General features: G+C 63.5%; 23 protein-coding genes. 20 read left to right on the top strand and 3 right to left on the bottom strand.

Going from position 1 to position 19,376, the window contains the following annotated elements; genetic code table 11:
* Nucleotides 1-11: 11 nt before the first annotated feature.
* From B3397_RS00225 to B3397_RS00150, 16 genes are all read left to right on the top strand, one after another.
* Entirely contained in the window at nt 12-665 is a 654-nt protein-coding gene (locus B3397_RS00225) for a type III secretion protein (protein WP_296246174.1), read from the top strand.
* Entirely contained in the window at nt 662-1,228 is a 567-nt protein-coding gene (sctL, locus tag B3397_RS00220; protein WP_296246173.1) for a type III secretion system stator protein SctL, read from the top strand. The genes B3397_RS00225 and sctL overlap by 4 nt, the downstream gene beginning before the upstream one ends.
* Entirely contained in the window at nt 1,225-2,559 is a 1,335-nt protein-coding gene (locus B3397_RS00215; RefSeq protein ID WP_296246170.1) for a FliI/YscN family ATPase, read from the top strand. The genes sctL and B3397_RS00215 overlap by 4 nt, the downstream gene beginning before the upstream one ends.
* Nucleotides 2,556-3,035 (top strand): hypothetical protein, encoded by a 480-nt coding sequence (locus tag B3397_RS00210; protein ID WP_296246168.1) that lies wholly within the window; start codon nt 2,556-2,558, stop codon nt 3,033-3,035. Before B3397_RS00215 ends, B3397_RS00210 begins: the two co-directional genes overlap by 4 nt.
* Nucleotides 3,022-3,990, top strand: coding sequence for a FliM/FliN family flagellar motor switch protein (locus tag B3397_RS00205; protein WP_296246166.1), 969 nt, complete (start codon nt 3,022-3,024; stop codon nt 3,988-3,990). Before B3397_RS00210 ends, B3397_RS00205 begins: the two co-directional genes overlap by 14 nt.
* Nucleotides 3,983-4,639, top strand: a complete 657-nt coding sequence (sctR, locus tag B3397_RS00200) for a type III secretion system export apparatus subunit SctR (RefSeq protein ID WP_296246164.1) — start codon at nt 3,983-3,985, stop codon at nt 4,637-4,639. Before B3397_RS00205 ends, sctR begins: the two co-directional genes overlap by 8 nt.
* 1 nt (nt 4,640) lies before the next feature.
* Entirely contained in the window at nt 4,641-4,910 is a 270-nt protein-coding gene (locus tag B3397_RS00195; RefSeq protein WP_296246161.1) for an EscS/YscS/HrcS family type III secretion system export apparatus protein, read from the top strand.
* Between the two features lie 12 nt (nt 4,911-4,922).
* Nucleotides 4,923-5,732, top strand: coding sequence for a type III secretion system export apparatus subunit SctT (gene sctT / locus B3397_RS00190; protein ID WP_296246160.1), 810 nt, complete (start codon nt 4,923-4,925; stop codon nt 5,730-5,732).
* Nucleotides 5,733-5,758: 26 nt separating this feature from the next.
* Nucleotides 5,759-6,805, top strand: a complete 1,047-nt coding sequence (locus B3397_RS00185) for an EscU/YscU/HrcU family type III secretion system export apparatus switch protein (RefSeq protein WP_296246158.1) — start codon at nt 5,759-5,761, stop codon at nt 6,803-6,805.
* Nucleotides 6,806-7,127: 322 nt separating this feature from the next.
* Nucleotides 7,128-7,295 carry a hypothetical protein gene (locus B3397_RS00180; protein WP_296246156.1) on the top strand — a complete coding sequence of 56 codons (168 nt, stop codon included), beginning with the start codon at nt 7,128-7,130 and terminating at the stop codon, nt 7,293-7,295.
* Between the two features lie 175 nt (nt 7,296-7,470).
* A complete protein-coding gene (locus B3397_RS00175) occupies nt 7,471-8,364 on the top strand; it encodes a SctD/MshK family protein (protein WP_296246154.1) in 894 nt (297 codons plus the stop codon).
* Nucleotides 8,365-8,374: 10 nt separating this feature from the next.
* A complete protein-coding gene (locus B3397_RS00170) occupies nt 8,375-8,749 on the top strand; it encodes a hypothetical protein (RefSeq protein ID WP_296246151.1) in 375 nt (124 codons plus the stop codon).
* Nucleotides 8,746-9,111 carry a type III secretion protein gene (locus B3397_RS00165; protein ID WP_296246150.1) on the top strand — a complete coding sequence of 122 codons (366 nt, stop codon included), beginning with the start codon at nt 8,746-8,748 and terminating at the stop codon, nt 9,109-9,111. Before B3397_RS00170 ends, B3397_RS00165 begins: the two co-directional genes overlap by 4 nt.
* Nucleotides 9,108-11,237 carry a type III secretion system export apparatus subunit SctV gene (gene sctV, locus B3397_RS00160; protein WP_296246149.1) on the top strand — a complete coding sequence of 710 codons (2,130 nt, stop codon included), beginning with the start codon at nt 9,108-9,110 and terminating at the stop codon, nt 11,235-11,237. Before B3397_RS00165 ends, sctV begins: the two co-directional genes overlap by 4 nt.
* Before the next feature lie 46 nt (nt 11,238-11,283).
* A complete protein-coding gene (locus B3397_RS00155; protein WP_296246148.1) occupies nt 11,284-12,606 on the top strand; it encodes a type II and III secretion system protein family protein in 1,323 nt (440 codons plus the stop codon).
* The gene (locus tag B3397_RS00150; protein WP_296246146.1) at nt 12,596-12,958 is read left to right on the top strand and encodes a hypothetical protein; all 363 of its coding nucleotides are present in this window, start codon (nt 12,596-12,598) and stop codon (nt 12,956-12,958) included. The genes B3397_RS00155 and B3397_RS00150 overlap by 11 nt, the downstream gene beginning before the upstream one ends.
* Nucleotides 12,959-13,008: 50 nt before the next feature.
* Here B3397_RS00150 and crp read toward each other — a convergent pair whose 3' ends face one another.
* Nucleotides 13,009-13,647, bottom strand: coding sequence for a cAMP-activated global transcriptional regulator CRP (gene crp / locus B3397_RS00145; RefSeq protein ID WP_296246144.1), 639 nt, complete (start codon nt 13,645-13,647; stop codon nt 13,009-13,011).
* A gap of 580 nt (nt 13,648-14,227) precedes the next feature.
* Between crp and B3397_RS00140 the strand changes: the two genes are divergently transcribed.
* Complete coding sequence (locus tag B3397_RS00140; protein ID WP_296246142.1) at nt 14,228-15,166, top strand: LysR family transcriptional regulator; 939 nt, start codon at nt 14,228-14,230, stop codon at nt 15,164-15,166.
* Here B3397_RS00140 and B3397_RS00135 read toward each other — a convergent pair.
* Nucleotides 15,163-15,510, bottom strand: a complete 348-nt coding sequence (locus tag B3397_RS00135) for a hypothetical protein (RefSeq protein ID WP_296246141.1) — start codon at nt 15,508-15,510, stop codon at nt 15,163-15,165. The two genes, B3397_RS00140 and B3397_RS00135, sit on opposite strands and share 4 nt — an antisense overlap.
* A gap of 132 nt (nt 15,511-15,642) precedes the next feature.
* Here B3397_RS00135 and B3397_RS00130 point away from each other — a divergent pair, with 132 nt between their 5' ends.
* Together B3397_RS00130 and B3397_RS00125 are read left to right on the top strand one after the other, a co-directional pair.
* Nucleotides 15,643-16,365, top strand: coding sequence for an alpha/beta hydrolase (locus tag B3397_RS00130; RefSeq protein ID WP_296246139.1), 723 nt, complete (start codon nt 15,643-15,645; stop codon nt 16,363-16,365).
* 244 nt (nt 16,366-16,609) lie between these two features.
* Complete coding sequence (locus B3397_RS00125; RefSeq protein WP_414704326.1) at nt 16,610-17,560, top strand: ABC transporter substrate-binding protein; 951 nt, start codon at nt 16,610-16,612, stop codon at nt 17,558-17,560.
* A 9-nt stretch (nt 17,561-17,569) separates the two neighbouring features.
* Here B3397_RS00125 and B3397_RS00120 read toward each other — a convergent pair whose 3' ends face one another.
* Nucleotides 17,570-18,712, bottom strand: a complete 1,143-nt coding sequence (locus B3397_RS00120) for a cysteine desulfurase family protein (protein WP_296246134.1) — start codon at nt 18,710-18,712, stop codon at nt 17,570-17,572.
* A gap of 185 nt (nt 18,713-18,897) precedes the next feature.
* Here B3397_RS00120 and B3397_RS00115 point away from each other — a divergent pair, with 185 nt between their 5' ends.
* Nucleotides 18,898-19,362: an Lrp/AsnC family transcriptional regulator gene (locus B3397_RS00115; RefSeq protein ID WP_296246132.1), complete on the top strand. Its 465-nt coding sequence runs from the start codon at nt 18,898-18,900 to the stop codon at nt 19,360-19,362.
* Nucleotides 19,363-19,376 lie beyond the last annotated feature (14 nt).

Below are 19,376 nucleotides of genomic sequence, written 5' to 3'. Positions count from 1 at the left end.
GTACCCATGCCATGAGCAGTGCTGCCCTGAACACCCCGTTGCAACCCGACTGGACCGAGTTCGCCGCGCAACCCCTGAGCGCTGTGCACCTGAGCCGCCTGCAGGCCTGTTTCGAAGGCCTGGGCCTGCCCTTGACCACCTTGCAGGCCATGCTCGAGCAACCCCGGTTCCAAAGCCGCCTGACACGGTTGCTGGAGCAGCGTCATGGCCTCTCGCCGTTGGACCAACTGACCCCACCGGTCGCTGCCGATGTGCCCGCGTCAATGCTGCCCGCCATGGACATCGACGCGCTCAGCCGTGCCTGTGGGGTGGTGTACTGGGCCCGCGCCTTCACCGGCGAGATCCGCGCAGCGCAGGTTCTGCAATTGCGTGAGAGGTTTGGTGACGCCCTGTATCAGTTGGCATTGAACAGCCGCGAATTGGCCAGCGACGAGCCGCTGCCCGCCGGCCTTGAAGCGCTGGACGAAGCGGTCAGCCGCGAGGGCGAGAATTGCCTGCATGCCTGGCTCAATGATCAACCTCGCGCACTGGGCGCCTGGCAGCGTCTGAAAGTCCGCGACCGGCGCAGCACCGAAAGTCTGCCTGAACCGGTACTGCAACGCGGCCCGGCGATCATGCGCAGCGTGGTGCAATGGCGCAACGCCCAAGGCGAGGGCGGCCTGTGAGCCAACTGCCCAGCCAGCCCGGCAAGCGCATCCTCAGCCCCGCCGAAGCGCAGCATTGGACCGAAGGTTACGCGTTCCTCGAGCAGGCTCGCCAGCAAGCGGCGTCGTTGCTCGAAGGCACCGCGCAAACCGTCGAGCAAGCGCGCGCCGAAGGCTTTGCGCAAGGCCGGGAAGAGGGCGCTGCGGCGGCAGCAGCGCTGTTGCTCGCCACTCATGGGCAGGTAGACCGTTACCTTTCAGGGCTGGAGGGGCAATTGGCGGCGCTGGCGTTGGACGCCGTGCGCCAGTTGCTCGAAGACCAGGACCATGAAGCGTTGCTGGCCGGGCTGGTGCGCAAGGCCCTGCCGACCTTTCGCGACGAACACCGATTGACCCTGCGCGTCGCGCCCGAACACCACAGGGCGGTAGGCGAACTGCTCGGTGATGATCCGCGTATCGAAGTACTCAAGGACGCGGCGCTCGGTCCACGCCAGGCACTGCTGAGCAGCCCGGCGGCGGTGATCGACCTGAGCCTGGACGCGCAACTGCAGGGCCTGCGCAACGCCCTGGGGCTGGCGCGATGAGTGCGGCGTTCGACTTCGCCGCCATCGTCCCAAGGCTCGCGCAACGCTTGCACAGCGCCCAACCTCGACCGGTGCGCGGCCGGGTGCGGCGCATTCGCGGCATCATGGTCTACGCCAGCCTGCCCATGGCCCGCATCGGTGAACTGTGTCAGTTGTACGACCCGGTCACCGGCCGCGGTATTCCCGCCGAAGTCGTGGGCTTCGAAAATGACGAAGCCGTGCTCACGCCCATCGGCGAACTGGAAGGGTTGTCCACCCGCTGCGAAGTGATTCCCACCGGTGAGCTGCTCAGCGTGCCCGTCGGCGAGCATCTGCTGGGCAGGGTCATCAGTCCCTTGGGTGAATGGCTGGACGGCGACCGAGGTACCCAGCCGCTGCAGGTGCAGCGCTACCCGGTGCACGCCGAACCGCCCGCGCCGTTCAGCCGACTGTTGATCAAGCATCCGCTGCAACTGGGCATTCGCGCCATCGACGGCCTGTTGACCGTCGCCCGCGGCCAGCGTGTGGGCATCTTCGGTGAGCCGGGGGTGGGCAAGTCGTCGTTGCTGGCCAGTATCGTCAAGGGCACCGACGCCGACGTGATCGTGCTGGGGCTGATCGGCGAACGGGGCAGGGAAGTGCGCGAGTTGCTCGACGTACAACTGGACGCGGCGGCCCGGGCCCGCACGGTGGCCGTGGTGGCGACCTCGGACCGTCCCGCCATGGAACGGGTCAAAGCTGCCCACGTTGCCACCAGCCTGGCGGAGTATTTTCGTGACCAGGGCAAACACGTGTTGCTGCTGATGGACAGCGTCACCCGTTTCGCCCGGGCGCAACGAGAGATCGGCCTGGCCGCTGGCGAACCGCCGACCCGCCGCGGCTTTCCGCCGTCGTTTTTCGCCGCATTGCCCAGGCTGCTCGAACGTGCCGGCCCCGGCGCGATGGGTACCATTACCGGGCTGTACACGGTGTTGGTGGAGGGCGACGGCAGCCTCGACCCGGTGGCCGAAGAAGTGACCTCGATCCTGGACGGTCATATCGTCCTCAGCGCCGCCCTGGCCCAGCGCAATCATTTTCCGGCCATCGATGTGCTGCGCAGCCGCAGCCGCCTGATGGAGGCGGTCAGTCGCCCGCTGCAACGCCGCTGCGCCGCTGCCATCCGTGAATCCATGGCCCAGTACGACGAAGTCGAGCTGCTGCTGCGGGTGGGCGAGTACCGCAGCGGCACGGACGCGGGCATCGATGCCGCCGTAGCTAGACAACCTGCCATTGAGGCGTTCCTGCGCCAGCCTGCCGACCAGTACGTAAGCTTCGGCGACACCCTCAAAGCCATGTCGGGGCTTCTGGAATGATCGTTTCCGCCGCTGATCTGACCGCCCTGAGCCGCCTGCGTACCCTTCGCGAGCGCCAGGCCGCTCGGGCGTTAAGCGAACAGCGAGCCAAAAGCGCCGAGCTGTGTCACCAGCGACAGGCCGCCGAGCAGGCGTGCAGCCTCTACCAGCAGCGCTATGAAGCGCAGCGTGATGCCGATTGGCAAGAGCAACTGCGCCAGCCGCTGGGCTATTTGGAACTGCAAGCCTTCCAGGACCGTGAGGCCCAGGGCCGGGCCGGCCTGCAAGCGCTGTACAACGCTCGCGACCAGGCCATCGCCGCCCATGACGCCAGCGAGCAGGAGTGCGCGCAGCGGCAGGCGGCACTGGCCCAGCGACAACGCCAGGTGCAGGCGCTGGCGGATCTCGGCGTCCGGCAGCAGCGGCTCGAGCAGCACCGCGCTGAAACCCTGGCCGACTTGATCAATGAGGACATCCCCCACCATGTCGCCCGTTGACGCGCCCCAGGCGTTGCAGTTGCCAGTGATGCCATCCACGGCGATCGACGCGTTGAACCTGTTGTTGCGGCCGCGCGAGCCTTTGAGCTGGCACTGGGCTGGCCAGGTGCGACAGGTCAGCTTCATGGCTGCCCCGACGAGTGCGGGTGACGCCCTGTGCTTGCCGTTCAGTTGCGATGAACAGCCGGGTTGTCTGTGGCTGAGCGCCGACGCCCTGCACAGCCTGACGCCTGATCTGGCCGCCGCCCTGGAGGCGGCTGATCCTGGCCAACGGGCCCTGCTGTTCGAATTCGCCTTGCTCGACGCCCTGAACCCTGTGGAAGCGGCTTTGGGCAGCACGGTGATCTTCACCGAGGGCCCACAGCAGCTCGCCGAGGCGGTCGCCGTAGGGCTGCGTATCGATGAGCACACTCTGAGCCTGGTACTGGGCCCGCGCCTGCTACAGCGACTGGCCGAGCATTGGCAGACCTGCACGCCGGCCCGCCCGGGCCATTGGCCGCACCTGGCCTTGCCGGTGGCCTTGGAGCGCGGCTGGCAGCGCCTGGAACCCGGCGACTGGGCCGAGCTGGTGCCGGGGGCGGTGGTGATGCTCGAGCCGCGCATGCGTCTGGTCGTCAACCACCAGCACGGCGCTGCCGTCGCGCTCCAGGGGCCCAACACCCTGCAATTATTGACCTCCCTCGATTTCGATTCCACCCCAAGGACTTGCCCCATGCCGACGCCCCCCACCGAGCCGCTGGACACCACCCCCCTGACCTTGGTGTGCGAGGTCGGTCGCTGGCAGCTGCCACTGGCCGAATTGCGCACCTTGGCCGAAGGCAGCGTCCTCACCGTGCCAGGCGGGCAGGGCGATGCGGTGCAGCTGTGCGTCGACGGCCAGGTCATCGGCAGCGGTGAGCTGGTACGCATCGGCGAAGGTCTGGGTGTGCGGGTAACGAGCCTTGCCCATGAATGAAGTGCAACCCAACCTGATCGAGATCATCGTGGTGGTCTCCACCATCGGCCTGGTGCCGCTGGCGGTGGTGACCATGACCGGCTTCCTGAAGATCTCGGTGGTGCTGTTCCTGATTCGCAACGCTCTGGGGGTGCAGCAGACCCCGCCCAATCTGGTGCTGTATGGCATTGCCTTGATCCTGACCGTCTACGTCACTACGCCATTGGTGGGTGAAATGGCTCGGCAGTTCGAGAACCGCCCCATGAGCCTGCAGAGCGTCGAAGACATCGGCGAAACCGCAGACGCCTTGCGGGGCCCGCTGCAGGCGCACCTGAACCGGTACACCACCGACACCGAGAAAGCCTTTTTCATGCAGGCCACCGAAAGCGTCTGGAGCGAGGAAGCGCGGGCCGACCTTCGCGACGATGACCTGGTGGTGTTGATCCCGGCATTCGTCAGTTCCGAGCTGACCCGCGCCTTCGAGATCGGCTTTCTGCTGTACATCCCCTTTCTGGTGATCGACCTGATCGTGTCCAATGTGCTCATGGCCATGGGCATGATGATGGTGTCGCCCACCTTGATTTCGATTCCCCTGAAGATCTTCCTGTTCGTTGCCGTCAGTGGTTGGTCGCGGCTGATGCACGGGTTGATCATGAGTTACGGAGGCTGACGTGGGCCAGGACGTCTTCCTCGGGCTGCTCAACGATGCGCTGATGACGGTGTTGCTGCTGTCGGCGCCGGCCCTGGCCGTGGCCATCCTGATCGGTTTTGGCGTGGGCCTGCTGCAAGCGCTGACCCAGATCCAGGACCAGACCTTGCCCCAGGCGGTGAAACTGGTGGCCGTGCTTCTGGTACTGATCTTCGTTGGGCCCTTGCTGGCCGGACAGGTGGTGAATCTGGCCAGCCATGTGCTGGACAACTTCGCCGTGTGGACCCGCTAAGGTCATGGCCCAGTGAACTTCGCCAGTACCACGGCCCTTTTCGAACTGGCCTATCCCTACCTGACGGCGCTGTCCCTGGCAGTCGCCCGGGCACTGGGCATGGTGCTGATCACCCCGGCGTTCAATCGGCTGGGCTTGACCGGCATGATTCGCTCTGCCGTCGCGGTGGTGATCGCGCTGCCGGTGGCCCCGGCAGTGTTTGCAGCCCTGACCTCGGGCCAGGACCCCTCGACGCTGGCCCTGATGGGCTTGATGATCAAGGAAATGACCATTGGCCTGCTGGTTGGCCTGGTGTTTGGCATTCCGTTCTGGGCGGCGGAAGTGGCCGGGGAACTGATCGACCTGCAACGTGGCTCGACCATGGCCCAGTTGCTGGACCCGCTGAGCGCCGGCGAGTCCAGCATCACCTCGACCTTGCTGAGCATCACCCTGATCGCGTTGTTCTTCATGTCCGGCGGGTTCACCCTGGCCATCGATGGCCTGTACCGCAGCTATCAGTTGTGGCCCGCACTGGAATTCATGCCGGTGGTGGGGCAGGGCACGGCACTGGAAATCATGCGCATCCTGGATCGGGTCATGGAGATCGGCGTGCTGATGGTCGCCCCCATCGTCATCGCCTTGCTGGTGGCGGATCTGCTGCTGGCCTACGTATCGCGCATGGCGCCGCAGTTGCATGTCTTCGACTTGTCGCTGCCGCTGAAGAATTTGCTGTTCTCGTTTCTGATGGTGGTCTACGTGGCGTTCCTGGTGCCCTACATGCTGGCCGAATTGGGCAATATGCGCGGACTGTTCCAGGTGCTGGAAACGGCAGTCAACGGCTGAGGGCCCTGCATCGTGAGCAATGACACGTGAGCAATGACAGCAGCGAAGAGAAGTCGCTTCCGGCCTCGACGAAGAAGCTGCGCGATGCACGCAACAAGGGCCAGGTGCCCAAGAGTCAGGACCTGGTCACCGGCATGGTGATCCTGGCCTGCACGGTATGCCTGGCCGCTACCGCCAGCGATGTCGTGGTCAAGGCCCGGGAGCTGCTGGAGCTGGTGGCGCGCATCTACGTCGAGCCGTTTGCCAGTGTCTGGCCGCGGGTGCAAGGGCTGGCCATCGAACTGCTGTTCGCCGCCGCCTGGCCGGTGCTCACGGTGACTGTGGCAACGGTGATCCTGACCAACGTCACGGTGATGGGCGGGGTGATTTTTTCTGGCGAGCCGATCAAGCCGCAATACGAACGTATCGATCCCGTGCAGGGTTTCAAGCGGATCTTTTCGATGCGCAGCGTCATCGAAGTGCTCAAGACCCTGTTCAAGCTGGTGGTGCTGAGCGTGGCCTTCGTGCTGGTGTATCGCACCGGCTTGCAGAGCCTGATGGAGTCCGCGCGCTGCGGCGCACCTTGCGTTTACTCATCGTTCTTCCAATTGCTGACGCCTCTGGTAATCACCGGGATCATCGCCTTCCTGGCGGTTGGCCTGCTCGACGTGCTGATGCAGCGCTGGCTGTTCGGCCGGGAAATGCGCATGACCAAGAGCGACCAGAAGCGCGAAAACAAGGATTCGGACGGCGATCCACTGATCAAGCGTGAACGCCACCGTCAGCGGCGGGCGATGCAGGCGTTGGCCACCAAGCGCGGCGTGCACAACGCCACGCTGATCATCGGCGAAGCGGGTGGCTGGGCCGTTGCGGTGCGCTATGTGCGGGGCGAAACCCCAGTGCCGGTGATCGTCAGTCGGGCGGGGCCGGAGGATTCGGCGAAGCTGGTGGCCGAGGCCAGCCAGCACGGCATCGCCCGGGCGGTGAACAGCCGATTGGCGCAGCGCATCGCCGTCAAGGCAGTGGGCGAAGCGGTCCCCGATGACACCTTCCAGGCCGTAGCTGACATCCTGGTGGGGGCGCGCTTGATATGAACGTCCAGCCACGGAGTAATCAGGTGACGCCGTTCTTGATAAAAGCATTTGGCCATGTTTCACCGCGATCATTGGCACGCATCTGCCTCGCCGTTTCTGACGCCATGTTCCCGACGCCGCGCAATAAATTTATCTTCAGTATTTACTGTGACCTACCGGTCATTTCAACAGCGGCGACGCTGAACGCAACACGCGTACGGTGTACTTTCTTTCGTGTCGAAACGCGCTTCGGACCCGGGCTTCGAAGCACGCTTCAACATGCAGTTTCGGTGAGAGTACCTTGGACATGTTGTCCTTCCCTTAAGCAAGGAGAAACATTGAGATGAGCACCACTCCAACAACCGGTTCCACTGGCGGCGGCGCTGATGCAGCCATCGAAAAAATGACCGCTGCCTTCGATTCCGCAATCGAGAAATCGGCAGAGATCACCAAAGTCACCACCGAGAAGAAGACTGAGCTCGACGCCGCGAAACAGCGTCCTCAGAACTGATTCTCAGGCGGGCAACGTTCAGCGTTGCCCGCCTGTCCGTTTGCGCAGTGCGTGGCGCAACGGCACCTTGCAACCTGCGCAGCACGTTGCGCGATCGATCCCGCCTCAAACGTATTTTCAGTGTGGCGCCGATAGCGGCGACACCTTTTCGAACATGCAAGAGTGAGAACTGACTGTGATCGCTTTGCTCGCCAATCCCGCTGTCACTGCCCCGCAATTGAGCGTCATCGGCGGCTTGCATGCCGGCGTTACCCTGGCGCTGGACGGGCCGGGGTACCGGATCGGAACCGATGTCGACAGCGACATCCTGTTGGCCGACTCCGGCGTCCTTCCGGGCCATGCGATGCTGCGTTTCAAGGGCCGCGGCATAGCCGTCGAAGCTGTCGCCGGCGATGTGCAAGTGGGCGAACGCACCGTGGCTCGAGGCACCGGGTATCGCTGCCCATTGCCCGTGCAACTTCAGATCGGTCAGGCCCTGCTACAGATCAGCGCGCCGCAACCGTTGGCCGCGCCACTGCCACCGACGCTGTTGTGGGCGCAACGGCATCTGCCGCTGCTGGCCATGGCAGCGGTGACGCTGACCGTCGGCCTGTACTCGGCGATGAGCGTCAGTCAGTCCGCGCCCCAGCCTCAGGTGAATCTGGCGGCGCTGGAGGCCCCGGTCCCGCCGCCTGCCAGTGAGCAAGACGTGGCCCAGGCGCTGCGCCAGCAACTGAGCGAGGCGCGTCTGCCGATGCTCAGCGTGACCGCCGAAGACAATTACCTGCGGGTCAGCGGCGAGCTCGATGCCGACCAGCGCGCACGCTGGGGCAGTGTGCAGCAATGGTTCGACAGCCACTACGGCCATGACTACCTGCTGCACAATGCCGTCACCCTGCGCGCGCCGATGGCACAGCCGCGAGTGCGCATCCAGGGCGTGTGGCTGGGTGACAAGCCTTATGTGGTGGGCGAGCGGGGCGAACGGCTGTATCCCGGCGCGGCCATGGCCGAAGGGTGGGTGCTGCAACGCATCGAGCCTGAGCAACTGGTACTGAGCCGTAACGGCAACGAGTTCAAATTGTCCCTATGAGCATGCGCCGTTGAGAATCGACCCCCGCCGACTCGGTGAACTGCTGCGCCTGGATGCCACACGACCCCAGGCCCTGGAAAAATCTGCACCCAGTGCTGCCGACCCGGCCCGCGCCGCATTCGAGCAGGCCTTGCGTGCGCGCCGCGCCGCCAGCAGTGGTGCCCTGCGCCGCGAGATCGAGCGCCTGGCACAACCGGTGATCGACGACCCGGGCATCTTCACGCCGACCCGCTCGCTGGAGATCCTCCAGCATCTGATCGATACCCTGTTGCCGCAGATGGGCGCCGAACCCGAGGTGCAGGCCTTGGCCATCAGCCTGCTGGAAGACGAGATCGCCCAGCATCGCGCCCTGGAACAGCAGTTGGCCGTGAGCGAACCGCTGTGAGTGTGCGCGAGCGTGACGTGACCCAGTGGCTGCACGCCAAGGGTGCGTTGTATGCGCGCAGTGGTCAGCATCAGAAAGGCCTGGCCTATCTGCTGATGGCCAACCGCATCGCGCCGGACGACATCAATGTGCTGCGCAGCCTGGCCGGGGTGTTCACCGGCCACGGCGACGGCCAGCGTGCCTTGAGCGCCATCGGCCGCTTGAGCCAATTGGAAGGCCCCACACTGAGCCAGCAACTGCTGCGGTGCCGAGCACTGTGGGTGATGGGCGACCACGTCGAAGCACGACGGTGCTTTCGCGACTACCTGCAGAGCACCCGCGACGCCGCTACCGAGCAACCGGATCACAGGAGCAGCCCATGACCCTGGCCCCCCTCAACCGCCTGGCGCAACTGGCTTCGCAGCGCAGTGACGTGGTGATCGCCGCGTTCATGATGCTGGCAGTGGTGATGATGATCATGCCGCTGCCCACTGGACTGGTGGACGTGCTGATCGCTTTCAACATGGCCTTCAGCCTGCTGATCCTGGTGGTGGCGTTCTACGTTGCACGCTCCGTGGACTTCTCCGCGTTACCGCCCATCATCCTGCTCAGCACGCTGTTCCGCCTGTCCCTGTCGATCACCACCACCCGCCTGATCCTGCTCGATGGCGACGCTGGGGAGATCGTGGCTGCATTCGGCGAGTTCGTGATCGCCGGCGAAGTGGTGATTGGTCTGGTGGTATTCCTGATCATCACCGTGGCCCAGTTCCTGGTCATCACCAAGGGCGCGGAGCGGGTGGCCGAAGTGGCGGCGCGGTTCACCCTGGATGCCATGCCCGGCAAGCAGATGAGCATCGACAACGACCTTCGCAACGGTGACATCGAGCCACAGGAAGCGCGTTTGCGTCGCGGTCGGCTGGAGCGTGAAAGCCAGCTATACGGGGCCATGGACGGGGCGATGAAATTCGTCAAGGGCGACGCCATCGCCAGCCTGGTGATCCTGTTCGTCAACCTGTTCGGTGGGCTGGCGATAGGCATGGTCAAGCGCGACATGGCGTTCGGCGACGCCGTGCACACCTACTCGTTGCTGACCGTAGGCGACGGCTTGATCGCGCAGATTCCGGCGCTGCTGATCGCCGTGGCCGCGGGCATCGTGGTCACCCGCGTCGCCTCCGAAGACGACCGCGACCTGGGCACCGAAATCGTCACCCAGCTCGGCGCCAATCAGCGTGCGCTGGCGCTCACCTCCCTGATTCTGTTGGGCATGGCGTTCATTCCCGGATTCCCGGCCCCGGTGTTTCTGGTCATAGCGGCCATTCTCGGGGGCGCGGCGTTCGCCATGCACCGGCGTACGCAGGCCAGTCAGGTCGCCGCCGAAACGATGAGCGCCCAGGCCTTGCAGCCTGTGAGCACCCCACCGGATGTGGAAAGCGAGGAAGCGGATGACCGCTCGTTCCGGGTGGTGCTCTGGGTCAGCGAGGCGCTGCGTCAGGAGTGCACCCTGACGCAATTGCGTGAGCGTGCCGAGGACGTCCGTCAGGACTTGATGCTCGAACTGGGCATCCAGTTTCCTGCGGTCGGTGTGCGCGTCGACAAGCAGGCGGCGGCCGAGCGCTTCAGCATCGACCTGGAGGGGGTGCGGGTCTCTGGTTCCGCGCTGCCACTGGGGCACGTGCTGGCACTGGACGAGGCGGTCCATTTGCAACTGTTGGGCGTGGAGTTTCAACCCGGCACCGCGCTGCAGCGCAAGCGCGACACGCTGTGGGTCAAGGCCCAACAGCGCGAGGCACTGGAAGAGGCCGGTATCGGTTACCTGCACATGGACCAGGCCATTGGCGAGTACCTGCGCCTGACCCTGCGCCGCTATGCCGGCGACTTCCTCGGCATCCAGGAAACCCGAGCCTTGTTGACCCAGATGGAAGGGGAGTATCCGGAGCTGGTCAAGGAGGCGCTGCGCTGCACGCCGATCCAGCGGGTGGCGGAGATTTTCCGTCGGCTGCTGGATGAGGGCATCCCCGTGCGCAACCTGCGGGCATTACTCGAAGCACTGGTGGAGTGGGGGCCGCGGGACCTGGAGTTGCACGTGATCAGTGAGCACGCCCGCTCGGCGCTGGCCCGGCATATCTGTCACCAGCATGCCGATGCCCATCGGGTGATCTGCGCCTACGTGTTGGATCGCCCGCTAGAGGATGCGATGCGTCAGGCCCTGCGCCGAGCCGAACCAGGGCGTGCGGCGGGGTTGCCGGAAGACCTGACGCGCGCGGTGGTCGAGCGGGTGCGCAAAGAGTTCGATGGCATGAGCGGCGACCTGGATGCGGTGGTCATGGCCTCCGCCGACCTGCGCCGCTATCTGCGGCAGATGCTGGTGCGCCACGACCTGGATGTGCCGGTACTGAGCTATCAGGATCTGACCCGCGAATACACCTTGCAGTCGCTGGCCGCCATCGGCTTGCCCGAAGGCACGCTCGGACGTCTGCACGGCGCCCCCGAGCGAGCCCTGGCGCAATGAGTCCCCAGACACCGCATCCCCACCTGCCAACCCCAGGAATCCATCAATGAGCCAACCCTACCTCTGGCCCCGCTTCATGCTGCTGCTCGCCACCGCCTTATGGGTGCTGCAAGCCCAGGCTCTGGAGGTCGACCCCAATGGGGGGCGGCGCATCGATATCGGATTGGGCGAAGGCCGCATCGTGCGCTTCGCCTCACCGGTGGAATCGGTGTTTGTCGCCGACACTGCCGTGGCCGATATCCGCGTAGTGTCGCCGGGCGTGGCTTACGTGTACGGCAAGGCCAGCGGGGAAACCAACCTGATTGCCCTGGGCGATGACGAGAGCACCCAGGGCTCGGTCCAGCTGCGCGTTGCCCCGGCTGCCGCGCAAGCCATGCGGGACCGTAACCCAGCCAACCTGGTCGAGGTGCAGCCTGCCGGCAAGCGTCTGTTGGCCAAGGGCAGCACGGCCGACGTCACCTCGGCGCTGGAACTCAATGCCATGTTGGTGAGCGGCTCCAGCCCGCAAGATCCGCCGATCAACACCACCACCTACGCCCGCGGCTCGCCACAAGTGAACATCCGCGTGCGTTTTGCCGAGGTGTCACGTCAGCAATTGCTGCAATACGGGGTGAACTGGAACGCGCTGATCAGCAGTGGCAACTTCACCTTCGGCCTGGTCACCGGCGGACCGCTGGCCAGCGCTGCCGCCGCCGGAGCCACCAACGCCATCGGCGCCGGGTTCAGCAGCGGCAGCGCCAATATCGACGTGCTGCTCGACGCCCTGCAAAGCAACGGTTTCCTGGAGATTCTGGCCGAGCCCAATATCACCGCCGTCAGCGGCCAGACGGCGAGTTTTCTGGCGGGCGGCGAGATTCCGGTGCCGGTACCGGTGAACAGCGAACTGGTGGGCATCGAATACAAGCCTTTCGGGGTCTCCCTGCAATTCACGCCAACCCTGCTGCCGAACAACCGCATTGGCCTGCAGGTGCGTCCAGAGGTCAGCAGCCTGTCTACGGTCAACCCGGTCCAGATCGCCGGCTTCAGCATCCCCAGCTTCCAGGTGCGTCGTGCCGACACCCGGGTGGAAGTGGGCAGCGGCCAGACCTTCGCCATCGCCGGACTGTTCCAGCGCAGCAATTCCCAGGACATGGACAAACTGCCGCTGCTGGGGGACATCCCGGTGATGGGCAACCTGTTCAAGTCCAAGCGGTTCCAGCGTAGCGAGACCGAACTGGTGATCCTGATCACCCCGTATCTGGTCGAACCCAGCTCGACGCATGATCTGGCCACGCCGCTGGACAGTGATGGCAACAACCCGGCGCGCCAGCTGGCAGCGGGTACCGGCACACTGCCCACTCATTCGGAGTTTGGTTTCTATGTCGATTGATCGCCTGGCTGTGCCATTGCTGTGCGTCGTACTGGGCGGTTGCGCCACGGAGCTGGAGGTGCCGGCCTACGATTCGGACTACACGCGCCAGGGCGCCACCACGGTGCCTGCCGCCTGCCTGGGGCAGGCCGAGCCGGGACCCAACCAGACCCTACGCCTGCCCATGGGCTGCGCCAACAACCTCAACCTGCAGCGCATGGCCGAACGCAGCGCCGATCTGCAACGGGGACGAACCATGGGGCCCACATTGTCGGCGCCGCTGGGGCGAGCGGCGGAGCGCTACATCCAGGGCGAGCAGGCGCCTCTGGGGCCCGCGCCGGCAACCACCAGCGAGGTGCCCGTGCAGCCTTGAGGGGGGGCGGGTGTGAAGCAAGAGAAGAGGGGCCTGGGCCCCTCGCTCACTCAACGCGTTCCGTAGATCACCATCGTCTTGCCGCGTACGTGCACCAGACTGCGTTCTTCCAGTTCCTTGAGCACTTGCCCCACCATCTGCCGAGAACAGCCCACGATACTGCCGATTTCAAGTCGGGTGATGCGTATCTGCATGCCATCGGGATGGGTCATGGCTTCCGGTTGCTTGCACAGATCCAGCAGGCAGCCGACGATGCGGCCACTGACGTCGACGAAGGCCAGATCACCGACCTTGCGCGTGGTGCGCCGCAAGCGCTGAGCAATCTGTTTGCCCAGGTCGAAGAGGATCACCGGATTGCGTCGGGCCAGCTCGCGAAAGCGCTGATAGCTGATATCCGCCACTTCGCATTCGGTTCGAGCCCTGAGCCAAGGGCTGTTGCCCGTGTGCTGGTGGGCGGTGGCAAACAAGCCAAGTTCGCCGAAATAGTCCCCGGGGTTCAAATAAGCAATGATCATCTCGCGACCGTCTTCGTCCTCGATGAAGAGGGTGACGGAGCCTTTAATGATAAAAGACAGTGTTTCACGGCGCTCATCCACACATTGAATATGTGAGTTGGCGCCAAAGCGGCGGCGCTGGCTATAGGCCAGTAATTTTTCCACGTTCGAACTATTGACGGTTTGCGGAAGCATGTTTGATATCTCGCAAGTAGACCATCGGTGCGACAACATCGCCCATTGCGCGCGAGGCCTTTTGCACAATGGGGCAGGGGAGTTGTCAATGAAAAGCGCTTAATGATCGCGGGTAACAATGCGCAATATGCTGCACATCACAGCGGCCGGGGCTTACGGGACCTCTAGCCCAAGTAGTGGCACAATGCTTTATTCTTTGTCTTTAGAGTCATGGCTCTACGCTAAACATGAACTAGTTAGTATCATTGCTCTATTTAGTTGTGGGATAGATGGCGATCGAGGCAAAGGGCGGGTCAGAATGCTGCCGCAGACGTTGCGCATTGAAAGGCTCCGAAGTCGGTTGGATTGAGACGATCAAATCTAACGAATTACAGTAACAGAGGGATGTTTCATTCTCACGATCGGCGAGTCGGCGCACGGAAATGGCGCGACACTGCAACAAAAAAGTGCGGCATCAAGCCAATATGAGAACAGGTTCATAACTATTGAAAGTTCGCTGACAGCGCTAATTTAATCCACGTATGCTTCAACCTGAAGCGATTCAGGGTTGAAAGATTTTCAAGGGAAAGTTGAGCAGCCAATGAAGAACCTGCATGGGATCAGCGCCTTTCTGGAATCCGTCAACAGCGGCACCTTCACGGTGGCGGCCGAGCGCCTGGGCGTGTCCACTGCCGCGGTGAGCAAGAACGTGGCTGTGCTGGAACGGCAGTTGGGGGTGAGGCTGTTCAACCGCAGCACCCGACGTCTTTCGCTCACCGATGAAGGCCAGGTGTTCCTGGACATGGCAGGGTCGGCAGTGCACCTACTCGAGGAGGCCGTCGCGAAGATGTCCCAGGCTCAGGCATCACCTTCGGGTACGGTGCGCATCTCGGTCGGCATGTCGTTCGGCCGGCGCTGGGTGATACCGCTCCTGCCTGGCCTGGCCGAAAAATATCCCCAGCTCAAGCTCGAGGTAGACCTGGATAACCGGCCGGTCGACCTGCTGGCCAGTGGTGTTGATATAGCCGTGCGCAGCGGCGTGGTCGAGCCTTCCAATCTGGTGGCCCGAAGGTTTTGTGAACAACCGTTGGTACTGCTGGCCAGCGCGGGCTATCTGGCGGAAGCAGGGATGCCCACCACACCCGAGGCGCTGATCGACCACCGCTGCATCTGCATGCGCTGGACTGACAAACCGGTTTCCCCTTGGCATTTCAAGGACGGGCATGGCTCGGTCGTGGCCATTACACCGCGGGCACAGATGGTCGCCAGCGACCCGGACGCACTGCTGGATCTGGTACTTGCCGATGTGGGGATTGCACAGTTGGCGCTGAATGTTGCCTGGCCGTATCTGCGTTCTGGAGCATTGAAATTGGTTATGGCGGATCTGCACCACCCCGGGGAGGGCGAGATGGTGCTGTATTACCCGCATCGCCAGCATATGGCGCGGCGAGTGAAGGTGGTGGTCGATGAGCTGTTGACCCATTTCGGTCAGGCAACGGACTTGCACCTCACTCGCGCAGACGTGCTGGCTCGTCTTTAGTTGCTGACGCCGCCCGCGCCACTGCCCGTACCCTGGCCGGAGCTTGCGCCGTTGCCAGTGCCGGTGCCCATCGAGCCTTTGTTGGCGCCGCTGCTGTTGCCGGTGCCGTTGCTCATGGAGCCTTGGCCCGATGGGGCCTGACCACTGGTGGCACTGCCACTGCTGCTGTTGGCGTCGTTGCTGCGACCGTTGCCCATCTCGTTACCGGTACGGACATCGTTGCTGGTGCTCGGGGTGGACGGAGTAGGTTCCTTGCCAGGCGGGACAGAACCTGCGACAGCGGCCATGGAACCGGCAGACAGCAGCCCGATCAGGGCAAAGTGAGCGATCTTTCTTGTGATCATGGTACTTCTCCGTTGTGGGATTACACGGAATTAAGGCAACGCCGCTCGTCGAAGGGTGCCCGCTAGCCGACCAACGGTAGTGTTACCCTCACTGCGCTTTCGATCCTCGATCAATCCAAGGAGCCCATGGTGATGATCAAAAAACTCGCCCTCGCATTGCTGCTTTTTTCAGGAATGGCGAACGCCGATCTGCCGATTCACACCGATCTTCCCCTTAGCTACGTGGAGAAGGCTGCGCCGGAAACGGCCGGCAAGCCGCTGGTGATCTTCATGCATGGGTACGGCAGCAACGAGCTCGACCTGTTTGCGCTGTACACCGGTTTGCCTGCCGATTACACCTATCTGTCGGTACGTGCACCCATCACCCTGGCGCCGGGTCGCTTCCAGTGGTTCCGACAGACCTCGAACGAGCGCGACTACAACGGCGAAACCGCCGATCTGGCCCAATCGACCCACACGTTGAGCAGCTTCATCGACCAGGCCGTGAACAAGTACCACCCACCGGCGCGCAAGGTCTACCTGGTGGGTTTCAGCCAGGGCGCAATGATGAGCTATGAACTAGCGCTGCGCGCGCCTGAGAAGGTCGGCGGCATCGCCGCCTTGAGCGGCAAGATCCTCCCCGTGCTGCGCAACGAACTGAAGAACATCCAGGGCTTTGGCAATCTGGCGGTGTTCATCGGTCATGGCACCGCCGATCAGCGCATTCCGCTCGCGGGTGCGACTCAAGCCGACGAATTTCTCAGGCAGCATGGCTTGCAAGCAGCAATGCGCACCTATCCGGGGTTGACCCATTCCATCAACCCGCAGGAGATAGCCGACTTGAAAGGGTGGCTGCTTGAGCGCAACGCTGGGTAAGCCGGGTAGCCGCGAATCATGCGCATATGGCATCATGTTTGGAGGCTTAGATCAGCGCATAGAATATTAGCTTATGTCTTTATCGCATTTCCAAATGCCCTGACCAAACGCTAACGTATAAGCGTCAGTCAAGCGGAAGAGGGCGCAACAGCGCCCAACCGCCAATGCCTCGGGAGTGCCCTCAGATGTTCACTGTTTCGCCTTACCTGGACCACGCTAAAACCTCTTCGCGGGAGGTTTCCCAGTGAGGACGCCTACCCGATTGTTCGCTGCCCTGGCTTTGGCCATCGGTCTGAGTGCTCAGGCTTTTGCTGCTGACGTAGTGACCCTGCGCATTGCCGACCAGAAGGGCAATATGCGCGCGCAACTGGAAGCCGCCGATGGCCTGAAGGACCTGCCGGGCTATCGCATCGAGTGGGCCGAATTTCCCGCCGCTGCACCGCTGGCCGAAGCCCTGAATGCCAAAGCCGTGGACGCCGGGATCATCGGCGACGGCCCGCTATTGTTCGCCCTGGCAGCGGGCGCCGAGGTCAAGGCCATTGCCGTGGACAAATCCGACCCCTACGGTACGGCGGTCATCGTGCGGGGCGATTCGCCGCTGCAGTCGGCGGCGGATCTCAAGGGCAAGCGTATTGCCACTCGCCGTGGCTCGATCGGTCATTACATCGCGCTCAAAGCGCTGGCCTCGGTAGGCCTGACGGCCAAGGACGTCGACCTGCGCTTCCTCGGACCGGTCGATGCGAAGATGGCCCTGGCCAACGGCTCGGTAGATGCCTGGGCCACGTGGGAGCCGTATACGGCGCAATCGGAGCTGGTCGACAAGGCGCGGGTATTGGTCAATGGCCGGGGGCTATGGGCGGGCAACAGTTACCTGGCAGCCACTGACGTAGCATTGGCCGACCCGGCGCGCCATGCCGCCCTGCAGGATTACCTCGATCGCCTGGCGGCGGCGCAGCGCTGGGGCTACGAGAATATCGACAGCTACTCTCAGACCCTGGCGCGGATCATCGGCTTCCCGGTGGAAGTGGCCAAACTGCAATTCGAGCGCCGCAAGCTGCAATGGCAGCCGCTGACAGACGAGATCGTCAGCCAGCAGCAGGCCGCAGCGGACTTCTACCTCAACAGCGGAATGATCCCCAAACGCCTGGACGTCACGCCGACGTTCGATCGCAGCTTCGCCCTCAAGACCCAGTAAAGTCGGTGCTCACCATGGGTTTGCCGGCGCGGCCAGCGCCTGGCCGATGACCTGGATTGCAGTGTCGATATCGCCGGCTTCGGAATATCGGCCCACGCTCAGGCGCACACTGCGCAGCGCCTGGGTCTGACTACGACCCAGCGCCAGCAGCACGTGGGATGCAGCGGCGCTGGCGGAGTTGCAGGCGGATGTCGATGACACCGCCAGTCGACTGGCCAGCGCTGCCGTATTGAAGCCCGGATGGTCCACGCACACGTTGAGGGTGTGGGCAATGCGCTGGTCCGGGCAGCCGTTGATGCTGACACCGGGCAAATTCAGCAAGCCTTCGCGCAACTGCGCTGCCAGGCGGGCAATCTTGTGATTTTCACTGTCCATCTGGGCGGCGGCCAAGGCAAACGCAGCGCCCATGCCGACAATCTGGTGGGTTGGCAGCGTGCCCGAGCGCAGCCCCTGTTCATGACCACCCCCATGCATTTGCGCCTGCAATCGTGGCTTCGCCCGCGCGCCCACGTAAAGCGCGCCGATGCCTTTGGGGCCGTAGGCCTTGTGCGCCGACAGCGATAGCATGTCGATACTCAGGCCACGCAAGTCGATGGTGACCTTGCCTGCTGCCTGGGCAGCATCTACATGCAGCAAAGCGCCGTGCTCACGGACCAGCCCGGCGATGCTGGCAACGTCGGTGAGGGTACCCAGCTCATTGTTGACCCACATCAGCGAGACCAGCACGGTGTCTGGGCGTAACGCCTGCTGCACGGCGTGAGGCTGGATCAAGCCTCGGGCGTCCGGCTCCAGCCAGGTGACCGCGCAGCCGTTTTGCTCCAGCTGGCGGACGGTGTCGATCACGGCCTTGTGTTCCAGCACGCTGGTGATGATGTGGCCGCCGTTCTGAGCGATACCTTTGATTGCCAGGTTGTTCGACTCGGTGGCGCCGGACGTCCAGATCAGGTCCTGGGCCTGGGCACCGATCAGCTGGGCAACCTGGCGACGGGCATGCTCTACGGCCTGGCGTGCCTGCTGACCGTAGGCGTGGGAACTCGAGGCGGGATTGCCAAAGGTGGCCCCGCGGCCAAGGCAGTCGACCATCGCCTGGATGACGCGGTCATCGACTGGGGTGGTGGCGGCATAGTCGAGGTACACGGGAAGGCTATTCATGAACGGGTCTCGGCGAGGCTGTTTTGGTTGAGAAAATGCTAACGCCAATTCGGGTGAAAAAAATTGACTTGTGGTCGTCATCGAGGACGTTATGCGCAAAAGCATTCCGGTCAGGAGGCGATATACGCAATACTGTTCGCCTTGGTGCCTTGTAGCGGCATTCGATCACCGAAAGAGCGGCAGTGATGGATAAATTCGACGTAGCCCTTCTGCAACTGCTGCAGGCCGACTGCACCCGGCCAGTGGCCGACATGGCCGAGCAGATCGGGCTGGGCAGTACGGCGTGTTGGCGGCGTATTCAGAAGCTGGAGGAGGGTGGGCTGATCAGGGGCAGGGTGGCCTTGCTCGATGCCGCCGAGCTGAATGTGCCAGTCACCGTGTTCGCGGCCCTGCGCACCAACCAGCACAACGCTCAATGGCTGGCGACGTTCCATGACGCTATCGGGACATTGCCGGAAGTGGTGGAGTGCTACCGTATGGCAGGGGATACCGACTACATGTTGCGGATCGTGGTGCCCGATATTGCGGGGTATGACGCGGTGTACAAGCAGTTGATCCAGATCAGCGGGATCACCGACATCAGCTCGAGTTTCGCGATGGAGAAGATCAAGTCGACGACGCAGCTGCCGTTGGGGTATTTGAATCGTTGAGGAGTTGGCTGGGG

The sequence above is a fragment of the Pseudomonas sp. UBA4194 genome (assembly GCF_002379585.1).
Lineage (GTDB): Bacteria > Pseudomonadota > Gammaproteobacteria > Pseudomonadales > Pseudomonadaceae > Aquipseudomonas.
Note: the sequence above shows the minus strand (reverse complement) of the source record. Positions and strands in the feature narration are given on the sequence as shown.

Bases quoted from the DNA above. Each gene is read 5' to 3' on its own strand.
- B3397_RS00210 (WP_296246168.1), top strand. From the start codon at position 2,556: ATGATCGTTTCCGCCGCTGATCTGACCGCCCTGAGCCGCCTGCGTACC.
- B3397_RS00180 (WP_296246156.1), top strand. From the start codon at position 7,128: ATGAGCACCACTCCAACAACCGGTTCCACTGGCGGCGGCGCTGATGCA.
- B3397_RS00215 (WP_296246170.1), top strand. From the start codon at position 1,225: ATGAGTGCGGCGTTCGACTTCGCCGCCATCGTCCCAAGGCTCGCGCAA.
- B3397_RS00130 (WP_296246139.1), top strand. From the start codon at position 15,643: ATGATCAAAAAACTCGCCCTCGCATTGCTGCTTTTTTCAGGAATGGCG.
- B3397_RS00135 (WP_296246141.1), bottom strand. From the start codon at position 15,510: ATGATCACAAGAAAGATCGCTCACTTTGCCCTGATCGGGCTGCTGTCT.
- B3397_RS00115 (WP_296246132.1), top strand. From the start codon at position 18,898: ATGGATAAATTCGACGTAGCCCTTCTGCAACTGCTGCAGGCCGACTGC.
- sctV (WP_296246149.1), top strand. From the start codon at position 9,108: ATGACCCTGGCCCCCCTCAACCGCCTGGCGCAACTGGCTTCGCAGCGC.
- B3397_RS00140 (WP_296246142.1), top strand. From the start codon at position 14,228: ATGAAGAACCTGCATGGGATCAGCGCCTTTCTGGAATCCGTCAACAGC.
- B3397_RS00225 (WP_296246174.1), top strand. From the start codon at position 12: ATGAGCAGTGCTGCCCTGAACACCCCGTTGCAACCCGACTGGACCGAG.
- crp (WP_296246144.1), bottom strand. From the start codon at position 13,647: ATGCTTCCGCAAACCGTCAATAGTTCGAACGTGGAAAAATTACTGGCC.
- sctR (WP_296246164.1), top strand. From the start codon at position 3,983: ATGAATGAAGTGCAACCCAACCTGATCGAGATCATCGTGGTGGTCTCC.
- B3397_RS00155 (WP_296246148.1), top strand. From the start codon at position 11,284: ATGAGCCAACCCTACCTCTGGCCCCGCTTCATGCTGCTGCTCGCCACC.
- B3397_RS00205 (WP_296246166.1), top strand. From the start codon at position 3,022: ATGTCGCCCGTTGACGCGCCCCAGGCGTTGCAGTTGCCAGTGATGCCA.
- B3397_RS00150 (WP_296246146.1), top strand. From the start codon at position 12,596: ATGTCGATTGATCGCCTGGCTGTGCCATTGCTGTGCGTCGTACTGGGC.
- B3397_RS00120 (WP_296246134.1), bottom strand. From the start codon at position 18,712: ATGAATAGCCTTCCCGTGTACCTCGACTATGCCGCCACCACCCCAGTC.